At 69.8% G+C, this 11,931-nt stretch carries 8 protein-coding genes, 1 tRNA gene and 2 pseudogenes; 3 read left to right on the plus strand and 8 right to left on the minus strand.

From position 1 onward, the window contains the following. Nucleotides 1-387: 387 nt before the first annotated feature. The 7 genes and pseudogenes from AC5P09_RS11130 to AC5P09_RS11160 form a co-directional block, all read right to left on the minus strand. On the minus strand, nt 388-2,043 hold the full coding sequence (locus tag AC5P09_RS11130; RefSeq protein WP_493873699.1) for an AMP-binding protein: 1,656 nt from the start codon (nt 2,041-2,043) through the stop codon (nt 388-390). A 39-nt stretch (nt 2,044-2,082) separates the two neighbouring features. Next, nucleotides 2,083-2,544, minus strand: coding sequence for a DUF3592 domain-containing protein (locus tag AC5P09_RS11135; RefSeq protein ID WP_493873700.1), 462 nt, complete (start codon nt 2,542-2,544; stop codon nt 2,083-2,085). 118 nt (nt 2,545-2,662) lie between these two features. After that, the gene (locus AC5P09_RS11140) at nt 2,663-3,268 is read right to left on the minus strand and encodes a lytic polysaccharide monooxygenase auxiliary activity family 9 protein (protein ID WP_493873701.1); all 606 of its coding nucleotides are present in this window, start codon (nt 3,266-3,268) and stop codon (nt 2,663-2,665) included. Between the two features lie 118 nt (nt 3,269-3,386). Beyond that, nucleotides 3,387-4,568, minus strand: a complete 1,182-nt coding sequence (locus AC5P09_RS11145) for an SPFH domain-containing protein (protein WP_493873702.1) — start codon at nt 4,566-4,568, stop codon at nt 3,387-3,389. A gap of 68 nt (nt 4,569-4,636) precedes the next feature. Continuing rightward, complete coding sequence (locus AC5P09_RS11150) at nt 4,637-4,852, minus strand: peptidoglycan-binding protein (protein ID WP_493873867.1); 216 nt, start codon at nt 4,850-4,852, stop codon at nt 4,637-4,639. Nucleotides 4,853-4,960: 108 nt separating this feature from the next. Continuing rightward, nucleotides 4,961-5,161, minus strand: a pseudogene (locus AC5P09_RS11155) (peptidoglycan-binding protein); the annotation flags it as partial. A gap of 333 nt (nt 5,162-5,494) precedes the next feature. Next, nucleotides 5,495-6,121: pseudogene (locus AC5P09_RS11160) on the minus strand (NlpC/P60 family protein); the annotation flags it as partial. 107 nt (nt 6,122-6,228) lie between these two features. Here AC5P09_RS11160 and AC5P09_RS11165 point away from each other — a divergent pair. The 3 genes from AC5P09_RS11165 (at nt 6,229) to glxA (ending at nt 10,688) form a co-directional block, all read left to right on the plus strand. Next, nucleotides 6,229-6,302 (plus strand) — tRNA-Lys (locus AC5P09_RS11165). Between the two features lie 439 nt (nt 6,303-6,741). After that, complete coding sequence (locus tag AC5P09_RS11170; protein ID WP_493873703.1) at nt 6,742-8,754, plus strand: glycosyltransferase family 2 protein; 2,013 nt, start codon at nt 6,742-6,744, stop codon at nt 8,752-8,754. Next, nucleotides 8,751-10,688 (plus strand): radical copper oxidase GlxA, encoded by a 1,938-nt coding sequence (glxA, locus tag AC5P09_RS11175; protein ID WP_493873704.1) that lies wholly within the window; start codon nt 8,751-8,753, stop codon nt 10,686-10,688. The genes AC5P09_RS11170 and glxA overlap by 4 nt, the downstream gene beginning before the upstream one ends. An 81-nt stretch (nt 10,689-10,769) precedes the next feature. Here glxA and AC5P09_RS11180 read toward each other — a convergent pair whose 3' ends face one another. Further along, the gene (locus AC5P09_RS11180) at nt 10,770-11,789 is read right to left on the minus strand and encodes a glycoside hydrolase family 6 protein (protein WP_493873705.1); all 1,020 of its coding nucleotides are present in this window, start codon (nt 11,787-11,789) and stop codon (nt 10,770-10,772) included. Nucleotides 11,790-11,931: the final 142 nt, after the last annotated feature.

Here is an 11,931-nt window from a genome sequence, read left to right on the forward strand (position 1 = left end):
TCCTGCGGAAGCGGGGGGCCTTCAGCGCGAAATGAACCACGCCGACCCGCAGAAAGCGGCTGGGGGTCCGGGGGTCATCCCCCGGGAAGACACAGCATCAGCGGGTCCGGGGTTCGAGTCCCTGGCGGCGCACAGACGACCGAAGGCCTCCTGCGGAAGCGGGGGGCCTTCAGCGCGAAATGAACCACGCCGACCCGCAGAAAGCGGCTGGGGGTCCGGGGGGCATCCCCCGGGAAGACACAGCATCAGCGGGTCCGGGGTTCGAGTCCCTGGCGGCGCACGATGTCGAGGGCGAGGCGTGTTCGCGGAAAGCGCGAACCGGCCTCGCCCTCGTCGCTTCTGCGCGGCTACGCCGCGCGTTGCGGGGGCGCCGCCACCCACGCCCCCTCAAGCAGGGCCTCTCGTGGAAACGAGGGGCCCTTCGGCGTCCGCCGAGGTCAGCCTCCGGTACGCCTGCTCCCCGGGCGGCCGCCACCACACCGGACCGGTACACCGGACCCCCTCCTTCCTGAGCCGCGCCCGGTGGATCTTGTTCGTCGCGGTGACCGGCATCCGCTCCAGCACGCGCACGAACCGGGGCGCCATCTTCGTCCCGAGGTCGGGCTGGGCGAGCAGGAACTCGGCGAAGGACCGCGGGTCGAAGTCCCCGGCGATCGCCGCCATCACCTGGTCCCCGGTCACCGGGTCCGGTACGGCGTAGACAGCGACGGCGACCGCGCCCTCGTAGCGGGCGAGGATGTTCTCGATCATCGCGGCGGCCAGGTTCTCGCTGTCGACGCGCAGCCGGTCGTCGGTGCGGCCGGCGAAGTAGAGGAAGCCGTCGGCGTCGCGGTAGAAGAGGTCGCCGGTCCAGTACCAGCCGTCGTCCCGCAGCCGTGCCGCGTCCGCGTCCGGGTTGCGCCAGTAACCCTCGAAAGGGCTGGGGCCGCGGTTCACCAGCTCCCCGATGGCCTCCTCGCCGTTCAGCAGCCGCCCGGCCGCGTCGAAGACCGCCGGCGGGCACTCCTCGCGCGTGTCCGGGTCGAGCACCACGAGGCCGGGTGCCGCCGGGCCGACCGCGCCGGACGGTGTGCCCGGCGCCCACTGGATCGCCGCGCCGCCCTCCGACGACCCGTACCCCTCCACCAGCCGCACCCCGAACCGCCGCTCGAAGGCCGCCGCGTCCACCGCCCCCGCCTCCGTGCCGAAGCCCAGCCGCAGCGGGTTGTCCCGGTCGTCGGGGCGCGGCTCGGTGGCGAGGAGGTACTGGATCGCCCGGCCCACGTAGGTGAAGTACGTCGCGCGGTAGCGCCGTACGTCCGCCAGGAAGCCGGACGCCGAGAACCGCCGGCGCAGCGCCACGCCCGCGCCGGCCGCGAGGGCGGGGGCCCAGTCGGCGATCACCGCGTTGCCGTGGAACATCGGCATGCAGACGTAGTGCACGTCGTCCGGGCGGACGGTGAACTGGTCCGCCAGGGAGCGCCCGGCGGCGGCCAGGCGGCCCTGGGAGCAGAGCGCGGCCTTCGGGGCGCCGGTCGAGCCGGAGGTGAAGTAGAGGAGGAGGCGGTCGGCCGGGGTGGCCCGGGAGGGGTCCGGCCGCGCGTCCGCGTAGGGGGCGAGCAGGTCGTCGTACTCCTGCGCATCGGTCACCAGAAGGCGTACTCCCCCACGCTCGACTGCGCTCGCGCGGGGGGACCCCCATGGCAGCCGCAGGCCGGTCAGGAGCGGCAGGTGGGCGCGCTCGGTGACCAGGATGCGGCACTCGGTGTGCAGGATGTCGCGGGCGAGTTCGGGGCCGCGGCGGGTGGGGTTGACGCCGGCGACGGCGACCCGGGCGAGGGCCGCGGCGCTCAACCACAGGGGGTACTCGGGGGTGTTGTCGAGCAGGACCCCGATGTGCGCCCCGGGCGGCAGGAGGTCGGCCAGCAGCGCCGCACGGGCCGCCGCGCCCGCCGCCACCTCGTGGTGCGTGAGCGTCCGCTCCCCGCACCACAGCCCGGGTCGGTGGTCGCCCCACCGTGCCGCCACGAGTTCCGCGACCGTGCTCCGTCGACTGGACTCCATGGGCGCGCACGGTAGTTGACGTACCGTCAGATGTGGAGGCTAGGGCATGAATCCGTCCGCCACGTCGAAGATCGCGTGGGCCGTGACCATGAAGCCGAGGCAGAACAGGACCATCGTCCCGAAGAAGGCCAGCAGGCAGCCCGTGCCCGCCGCCAGCTTCCCGGGCGCCGGCGCCTTGGCCGTGGCCCGCTCCGGGCGGTCCGCCGCGTAGTGCACGGTGACGAGGTCGCCCTCGATGGTCGTCCCCCGGCCGCCCGTCTCGTCGAACCGGACGACGCGGCCCTCGCGCGTGGCGAACTCGTAGACGTGGTGCAGGGTCGTGCGCACGGACGAGTCACCGCCGCCGCTGGTCGTCGTGTACACCCGCAGACAGCGCGCCTGGGCCGTCAGGCCGCTGTTCCAGGCGCTGCTGACCTCCCGGGCGCGACGGACCACCGTGAACGCGGCGAATCCCAGGATCCCGATCATGAGCAGCGGCACGACGTAGAAGAACGCTTCCATGGTGTCCCCCGATGTTCGTACGCCGTCACGTTCGGCGGCGTGTGGGGAACCTACCCGCGGGGGGTGCCGGACTGTCTCAAGCAGTGCTCAAGCTTCCGGCAGCCCCCGCGGGCGGCGCTCAGAACGTGACGTCCGAGCAGGCGTAGAACGCGTTCGCCGTGTCCGCGATCGTCCACACCGCGACGATGACGTGCCGGCCGCTCAGGCCGGACGGCAGGGTGCCGCTGTGGGAGAGCGTGGACGGGGGTCGCTGGCCGTTGTAGGGGACGGTCAGGAACGGGGTGAGGTTGAGGTCGGTACGGGCCAGGTTGTGGTTCTGGTTCCAGCCCGGCTTGGTGACGTAGTACTTGAAGTCGGTCGTGGCGTGCATGGCCGTGAACTGCCAGCGGAACGTGTAGCTCTGACCGCCCGACACCTTCGTCGTGGGCCAGGCGCCGCCCGACGGGGTCTTCGGGCTGTCGAGCTGGGCGAAGGGCGTGTTGCCCCCGGAACAGATGCGGCCGTCGGCCGGACCGGACGCGGGGAAGCCCTTGGGGCCCTCGACGCTCTGCGGCTCCCACTGGATGTTGCCGCAGTTGGTCACGGTGCCGTTCTGGCAGAGCTTCTGACGGCTGATGGGGAGGTCGGTGTAGCCGTGTCCGCTCGCACCGCCGGACGAGAGCACGAGGGCTCCGGTCGTCGTGAGGCCGAGCGCGGCGGCGTACCACTTGGTCTTTTTGCGCATGCTGCCGCTCCTGGTGAACGTGGGGGAGTTTCAGTGAGCTGTGCAGGTAGGTCTAGACCAAGTCCCAGATTATTGCCGACAGTTGACTGTGTCCATATCAAAGACGTGTCCATACCAATCAGGAGGTTGCTTCCCCACGCCCCGCGCAGAACGCCACCGTCAAGTCCTTCACCAGCGCCTTGCGTTCGTAGTCGTCCAGCTCCACCAGCCCGCGCATGGTCAGCCGCGTCACCGTGTCCTCCACCGAGTCGACGACCGAGGTGAGCACGGTCGCCCGGTGCTGGGCGTCCAGCGCCGCGATCCGGCGGCGGTGCATCGCGGACGCGACCTCGGGCGCGTACTCCAGCCGCACCGGCTGCACCGAGAACACCTCGACCCCGACCGGCGCCGCGTCCGCCGCGACCATCCGGGTCAGCGCGTCCCCGGCGGTGTCGGCGGACCCCCGTCCGGACCCGGGCATCACCACCGGCACCCGGGCGAGCCCCGCCTCCACGCACTCGCGCAGATACGTCTCGTGGTCCTCGACGCCCAGCGTGGCCCGCGCGGTGTCCCGCACCCGCCACACCACCAGCACCACCGCCCGGAGCGCGACCCCGCTCGCGTCGGCCGCCGGCATCGGCTCGCTGCGCCAGTGCCGCAGCCGTACGTCCACCCGGCGGCGCAGCAGCAGCGGGTTGACCCACAGCAGGCCGGTGCGCCGGACGGTGCCCCGGTAGCGGCCGAACAGGCCGAGCACCCAGGCCCGCCCGGTCCGCCCCCGGGCCAGCCCGCCGAAGCCGAACAGCCCGAGCGCGCCCGCACCCGCGTACGCCGCCCACTGCGCCGGGCCGAGGCCCGCCCCGGCGTACGACGGCAGCCGGAGCGCCTCCACCGCGAGCGGCGGCAGCGCGCCCGCCCACCACGACGTGACCACACAGCCGGCCGCTCCGCAGACACCGGCGAACACGCCCGCCGCGCCCGGCAGCACCCGCGCGGGCCGCTCCCTCAGCGCGGGGTCGACCTCGGGCGCGGGCCGGGGCTTCGACGGCATCGGCCGCCTGAAGCGGGGCTGCTCCCCCGTCCCCTGCCGGCGCCCCACGACGGCCGGCTTCAGCGGCACCGACACCGGGTCGGGCTCGTCGCGGAACAGCAGATGGACGGGGATCTCGGTGGTCGCCTCGTTCTGGATGAGCCGGGCGGGACGGGAAAGCCCCTCGGACTCGGGGATGCGCTCCGGGATGCGCTCGGGAACGTGCTCCGGGATGTGCTCAGGTGTGTGTTCGGGGACGTGGTCGGGTGTGTGTGAAGTGGTCGTGCTCATGCGTGCCTCCAGCCTCCGCGCCAGATACGCCGTGCCAGTGCGTGGGTTGCCCATGCCGGTGCGTGGGTTTACGAGAAGAGCCGCCGCCAGGTCTCCGGACCCGGGTAGCCGTCCGCCGCGCCGCCCCGCCAGCCCTGGGCGCGCTGGAAGGCCTCGACGCCTCGCCGGTCCGCCTCGCCCCAGCGCGGTCCCGGGCCGGTCGTGTAGTACGTGCCGAACCCTTTCTTCACCAGCTGCTTCCCGAGCTGGGTGACGTACTGGTTGGTCGCCCCGGGCCGGAACATCGCCCGCCCCGGATAGCCGGGCACCCCGTGGGAGGCGGGCCCGGCAGGCACGGGAGGTCCGGCCGCCCCGGCCGTGACGTCCCTGCCCTGTCCCGTCACCAGCAGCTGCCAGGTCCGCGGCCCCGGCAGCCCGTCGGCGTCCCCGCCCCGCCAGCCCTGGGCCTGCTGGAAGGCCTGGGTCGCCCTGCGGTCCGCGTCCGACCAGCGCGGTCCCGGACCGGAGGTGTAGTAGCGCCCGGCGCCGCGCTCGACGAGCATGCGGCCGAGCTGGGTGACGTACTTGTTGTTCGCGCCCGGCCCGAAGTACGCCGCTCCCGGGAACGGCGCGTTCGCCGGGGCGGCCGGTTTCGCGGTGTCCGGCTTGTCGGGATCCGGCTTCGCGAGGTCCGGTTTCACGGGGTCCGGTTTCACGGGGTCCGGCTTCGCAGGGTCCGGCTTCGCGGGATCCGGTTTCGTCCCCGCCGTACTGCCCGCGAGCCCCTTGTAGCGGTAGGCGACGTACCGGTCGGAGTGGCTCCAGTAGGCGTACGGGGTGGACTGCCTGCGGGCGTACGGGCGGGTCGCCTCGTAGGCGATGTAGTAGGTGTGCGTGTAGTCCGTCCAGCCGCCGAAGATCACGACGTGCGAGCCCTTCTCGGGGTCCGCCGGATTGTGGAAGAGGAGGATGTCGCCGGGCCGCAGATCGTCCTTGGCGATCCGCACCCCGTACTGGCCGAGGCTGCCCGTCCACTCGTTCCCGGGGAGATTCCAGGCCATCGACACAAAGCCCGAGCAGTCCTGCCGGTACCCGTCGCCCCAGTACCCGCTCATGCTGTACGGCACCTTCGCGGCGACCCACCGCTTGGCCCGTTTGATGATGTCCGCGCGGGTGGTCGCGGGCGTCTTCACCGGCGCCGGCCGCCCGCCCGGGCCGTGCAGCGGGGCCTTGCCGCCCTGCGGGGTATCGGGCTCGTCACCTGCGGGAACGCCCGGACGGGCGGGCGCGTGGGGGGCGGCGAGGGCCGGTGCCGTATGGCCGGAAACCAGCGCCGTGGAGGCCGCTGCCGCGAGGATCACCGCCCGGTGGGCAGCGGGGTGACGGCCGGTCGGGGACGACGGGGAAGACGGCAGGACCCGTCGCCAGTGAACGCATCCGGGGCAGTCGCAGTCGCTCGCGGGATCGAATTCCTCGAAGACCGGAGTCGTCATGCGATTCCCCTCACACTCCAGATGGAAATGTCCGCACCTGTGCACATTCGCCAGTTTCTCAACTGTCTTCCCGACGCGCATGCTGACGGTCCGAATGATGTACGGCGGCCCGCTCCGGGCCGCCCTCCGGCCCCCGTCGGCGGTCCGGAGCACCCTCCGCCATCCGGTAAGCTCGTGCAGGTCAGCAGGCGCCGCTAGCTCAGTTGGTTAGAGCAGCTGACTCTTAATCAGCGGGTCCGGGGTTCGAGTCCCTGGCGGCGCACAGACACGACAGGCCCCCTGCTCAGGCGGGGGGCCTGTCGCGCTTCCGGAGGGGTCGTCACCCACCCTGCTGTCCACAATGACTCCACAAGGTCCCCACAGGCGCCACAATGAACGCGTATGACCGGTAAACACCGCGTTTCGCATCTTGCGATCATGATGAACACCGTAGAACCCTGGTTTTCAAGATGCTGCGGATTCGCGGCAGTTGGGGGGCAAGGAGCCGGTTGCCCGGTTGATCGGGGAGAGGGGCCCCGTTCGTGACCGGATGCCGAGGGGGGCATCATGCAACCGGAAGGTCGTGGTTCCGTGTCTTGTAAGTGTGGAGCATGTGGTGACTGCGACCCACCGCTGATACGAATGTGAAGGTCGAGGGGGACCTGAGCAGACGTAAGGAAACGACGAAACACGCGGCGCTCCCGCGTGTGGGGGGATGACTCATGACGTCGACGCCGACGGGCGCCCGGCAGGACTCCGACCCGTCCCGAACCACCCAGCTCAGGGTGCCTTCGCATCGGACCGGTACGTTCCGCCGGATCAAGAAGACACTTCCGAAATACGACTACGAGCACTACAGCAGACTGGCCGGCCCCCTCACGCAGCCCGATCCGGGCAAGCCGTACAGGGTGCAGTACCGCTCGTTGATCTCGCAGGAGCCGCACCGCATCAGGGTCGCGCTGATGCTCGCCGCCGCGCCGCTGCTCTCGCTGGTCCTGCTGGCCTGGCTGCTCCAGCCCGAGCACTGGACCGAGCGCGACTACCCGGCCTTCTCCTGGCTGCCCGCGCTCGACATCGTGATGCTCGTCTCGATCGGCCTGATCGAGTTCTTCCGCTGCATGAACGTGCTGTCGAACGCGCACGCCACCCTCGTCGCCCGCGACCCGATCCCGGTGGTGCCCGAGACCGGCACCAGAGTCGCCTTCCTCACCTCCTTCGTGCCCGGCAAGGAGCCGCTGGAGATGGTGACGAAGACCCTGGAAGCCGCGGTGAAGATCCGGCACCGCGGCCTCATGCATGTCTGGCTCCTCGACGAGGGCGACGACCCGGCGGTCAAGGAGGTCTGCGAGCGCCTCGGCGTGCACCACTTCTCCCGCAAGGGCGTCGCGAAGTGGAACCAGGCCTCGGGCCCGCACCGTGCCAAGACCAAGCACGGCAACTACAACGCCTGGCTGGACGCGCACGGCGACAACTACGACTTCTTCGCCTCCGTCGACACCGACCACGTGCCGCTGCCGAACTACCTGGAGCGGATGCTCGGCTTCTTCCGCGACCCGGACGTCGGCTTCGTCATCGGCCCGCAGGTCTACGGCAACTACGACAACTTCGTCACCAAGGCCGCCGAGTCGCAGCAGTTCCTCTTCCACGCGCTGATCCAGCGCGCCGGCAACCGCTACGGCTCGCCGATGTTCGTGGGCACGTCGAACGCCGTACGCATCAGGACGCTCAAGCAGATCGGCGGCCTGTACGACTCGATCACCGAGGACATGGCCACCGGCTTCGAGATCCACCGCCACAAGAACCCGGTAACCGGCAAGAAGTGGCGCTCGGTCTACACCCCGGACGTGCTCGCGGTCGGTGAGGGCCCCAGTGCCTGGACGGACTTCTTCACCCAGCAGATGCGCTGGTCACGAGGGACGTACGAGACGATCCTCAAGCAGTACTGGAAGGGCTGGTACTCGCTGCCGCCGAGCAAGCTCTTCAACTACACGATGATGATCATCTTCTACCCGATGTCCGCCCTCAACTGGATCCTCGCCGCGATCAGTTGCGCGCTGTTCCTGGGCCTGGGCGCCTCGGGAGTGAACATCGACCCGACCGTGTGGCTGATGCTCTACGGCAATGCCTCCGCGCTGCAGATCGGCCTCTACATCTGGAACCGCCGGCACAACGTCTCCCCGCACGAGCCGGAGGGCTCCGGCGGTGTGGCCGGCATGGTGATGTCCGCGCTGTCCGCGCCGCTCTACGCGAAGGCGCTGATCGACTCCGTCCTGCGGCGCAAGAGCAAGTTCGTGGTCACCCCCAAGGGCGACTCGGCGAGCCCGGACCGGTGGTTCGGGACCTTCCGGTACCACTGGTACTTCATCGTGCTCTTCACCGGCTCGATCGCCGCAGGATTCGTCTTCGGGCACTCGCACCCCGCGATGATCATCTGGGCGATGTTCGCCACGCTGATCACCGCGACGCCGATCTTCGCCTGGCGCCACATGCTGCGGCAGGCGAAGAAGCGGCCCGACGTGCCCGAGCAGGGGCCGCAGGACGCGGCTCCCGTCGCCCCCCAGACCGCGGCTCCCGCAGCTCCCGCAGCGGGGCCCTACGAGCCGCAGCCGCTGCCCGCGCAGCGCACGCCGGCCCAGCACGCCCCGCAGCACAAGCCGAGCTGGGCCGCGTCGAACGGGACGGGCGACCAGACCATGCAGATCGCCCTTGGTGGACTTGGGGGACGTAAGGAATGAAGGACCAGGCCGGCCGCCGCCGTGTCCGTCGACTCGCGATAGGCACAGCGGTGGTGCTCGCGCTGGCCGGGATGAACGGGCCGTGGCTGTACCGCTTCGGCACCGAGAAATACCACCAGTACCAGATCAACAGACCCGAGTACAAAGCCGAGAACGGCAAGTGGGACGTCATCGAGTTCCCGGAGGAGTACCGGCAGAACACCATCCACGCGGCGCTGCTGCGCACCGGCAAGGTCCTGCTCGTCGCGGGGTCGGGCAACAACCAGCAGAACTTCGACGACAAGAAGTTCGACACCCGGATCTGGGACCCCGTCAAGGGCACCATCAAGAAGGTCCCGACGCCCAAGGACCTGTTCTGCACCGGCCACACCCAGCTCGCCAACGGCAACCTGCTGATCGCGGGCGGCACCAAGCGGTACGAGAAGCTGAAGGGTGACGTCACCAAGGCCGGCGGTCTGATGATCGTCCACAACGAGAACCCGGACAAGCCGATCACCCTGCGCGCGGGCACCAAGTTCGTGGGCAAGGAGAACGGCCAGACCTTCGTGTCGAAGGACCCCGTCGTCGTCGAGCGGGCGAAGAAGAACTTCGACAAGGAGACCGGCAAGTTCCTCGGCAACACCCCGGGACTGGGCCGTATCTACGTCGAGGCGCAGAAGAGCGGCGCCAAGTACGAGACCGGCACGCAGGACAACTACACCGTCCAGGGTCTGTCCGGCGCCGACGCCAAGAACACGTACGGCATCGCACAGAAGCTCGCCCTCGACAAGAAGGACTTCCAGGGCATCCGGGACGCCTTCGAGTTCGACCCGATCGCCGAGAAGTACATCAAGGTCGACCCGATGAAGGAGGCCCGCTGGTACCCGACGCTCACCACCCTGAGCGACGGGAAGATCCTCAGCGTCTCGGGCCTCGACGACATCGGGCAGCTGGTCCCCGGCAAGAACGAGGTCTTCGACCCGGAGACCAAGAAGTGGAAGTACCTGCCGAAGACCATGCAGTTCCCGACGTACCCGGCGCTGTTCCTGATGCAGAACGGCAAGATCTTCTACTCGGGTTCGAACGCGGGCTACGGGCCGGACGACGTGGGCCGCGACCCGGGCGTCTGGGACGTGGACACCAACAAGTTCACCAAGATCCCCGGGCTCAGCGATCCGAAGCTGCTGGAGACGTCCGGGACCGTGCTGCTGCCGCCGGCGCAGGACGAGAAGTACATGGTGATCGGCGGTGGCGGGGTCGGCGAGTCCCCACGGTCCAGCAACAGGACCCGGATCGTCGACATGTTGGCGGACAGTCCGAAGTTCGAGGACGGGCCGACGCTGGAGAAGGGCACGCGCTATCCGCAGGCCTCGGTGCTGCCCGACGACACCGTGCTGGTGTCGGGCGGTTCGGAGGACTACCGCGGGCGCGGTGACTCCAACATCCTGCAGGCGCGGCTCTACCACCCGGACACCAACACGTTCGACGAGGTCGCCGAGCCGCTGGTGGGCCGGAACTACCACTCCGGGTCGCTGCTGCTGCCGGACGGGCGGGTGATGTTCTTCGGGTCGGACTCGTTGTACGCGGACAAGGCGAACACGAAGCCCGGGGTGTTCGAGCAGCGGATCGAGATCTACACGCCGCCGTATCTCTACCAGGGCTCGCGGCCGTCGCTCTCGGGCGGGCCGCAGACCATCGAGCGCGGGGAGTCGGGGACGTTCACCTCGCAGCACGCGTCGTCGGTCAAGTCGGTGCGGCTGATCCGGCCCAGTGCCGCGACGCACGTGACGGACGTCGACCAGCGGTCGATCGCGCTGGACTTCAAGGCGTCGGGCGACAAGCTCACCGTGACGGTGCCGAAGAACAAGAACCTTGTTCAGTCGGGGTGGTACATGGTGTTCGTGAACGACGACCAGGGAACGCCCAGCAAGGCCCAGTGGGTCAGGGTTCCCTAGGACGTACGAAAGGACGTACGTGACTGGGGGCGCCCTCCGGGTCGGAGGGCGCCCCCAGTCACGTAAGGACCGGTGGTCGGACTAGTCGGAAGCCTTGGCCAGCCTCAGCGCGTAGTCCGCCCACCACTCGCCCGCCTTCGGGCCGCCCTTGCACTCGCCGTCCGACTCTCCCGGGCGTTTGACCCAGACGTAGGCGTCCACCAAGGGATCCGCCGTCTTGGTCGTCGGGGTCTCCCCCAGTGCCCGGCCCGGCGGGTTGCACCAGCGTTCGTCGGGGTTGCCGCCCGTGTAGGGGCCGTTGCCGTTGCGGCTGGTGTCGATGACGAAGGGCTTGTTGCCCACCTTCGAGGAGAGCTCCTTGCCGTAGGCGATGGAGTCCTCGGTGGAGTAGAAGTTGGAGACGTTGACGGAGAAGCCGTCGGCCTGGTCGATGCCGGCGCGCTGGAGGGGTTCGAAGATCTGGTCGGGCTTGCCCCAGCCGGCGTTGCCCGCGTCGATGTAGACCTTGGTGTTCTTCTGGGACGTGAGCTTGCCGACCGCCTCGTTGAGCAGGGCGTAGCGCTCCTCGTGGAACTCCTCCGGTGTGCAGTTGTCCACCATGTGCAGTACCGCGTCCGGTTCCAGGATCACCGTCGCGGGGCGGTCGCCGATGCCCTTGACGACGCTGTCGACGAACGCCCGGTACGCGTTGCCGTCGGCGGCGCCGCCTCCCGAGAACTGGCCGCAGTCCCGGTGCGGGATGTTGTAGAGGACGAGCAGCGCGTCCCGGTCCGCCTTCTCGGCGGCCTCGGTGTAGCCGCGGGCCTGCTCCTCGGGGTTCTCCGGGACGATCCACTCGGCGGTCGGCTGCTCCGCTATCTTGCGGATCTGCTCGGCCTCCGCCTTCTTGCCCGCCTTCTCGTAGTCCTTCACCTGCTGCGCCGCGCTGCCGTCCGGGTTGACCCAGAACGGGTCCGTCTCCTTGGGCTGTTGGGTGATCGCGGCACCGGCGTCGTCGTTCTCCTTGTCCCCTCCGTCGTCCGAGGAACAGCCTGCCACCAGCAGTGCCGCCCCCAGCACCACCGCGGCAGCCCGCGTTCCGGCCCCCCTGCTGACGTACATCCAACTCCCCCTTGGGTGCACCGTTCCAAGTCTCAATCCTGACACACCAGACACGTTGCCCACGAGGCCGTCCGAACCTTGTCCAAGAGCTGTTACAGCGCCGATGGTCGGGGTACGCGCGCGCCCGTCCGGGGGCGCCCGT

This window comes from Streptomyces sp. a15, from assembly GCF_059026085.1.

Excerpts from the sequence above, each read along its gene's own strand:
- AC5P09_RS11170 (WP_493873703.1), top strand. The coding sequence starts at position 6,742 with ATGACGTCGACGCCGACGGGCGCCCGGCAGGACTCCGACCCGTCCCGA.
- AC5P09_RS11130 (WP_493873699.1), bottom strand. The coding sequence starts at position 2,043 with ATGGAGTCCAGTCGACGGAGCACGGTCGCGGAACTCGTGGCGGCACGG.
- glxA (WP_493873704.1), top strand. The coding sequence starts at position 8,751 with ATGAAGGACCAGGCCGGCCGCCGCCGTGTCCGTCGACTCGCGATAGGC.
- AC5P09_RS11135 (WP_493873700.1), bottom strand. The coding sequence starts at position 2,544 with ATGGAAGCGTTCTTCTACGTCGTGCCGCTGCTCATGATCGGGATCCTG.
- AC5P09_RS11140 (WP_493873701.1), bottom strand. The coding sequence starts at position 3,268 with ATGCGCAAAAAGACCAAGTGGTACGCCGCCGCGCTCGGCCTCACGACG.
- AC5P09_RS11180 (WP_493873705.1), bottom strand. The coding sequence starts at position 11,789 with ATGTACGTCAGCAGGGGGGCCGGAACGCGGGCTGCCGCGGTGGTGCTG.
- AC5P09_RS11150 (WP_493873867.1), bottom strand. The coding sequence starts at position 4,852 with ATGTTCCGGCCCGGGGCGACCAACCAGTACGTCACCCAGCTCGGGAAG.
- AC5P09_RS11145 (WP_493873702.1), bottom strand. The coding sequence starts at position 4,568 with ATGAGCACGACCACTTCACACACACCCGACCACGTCCCCGAACACACA.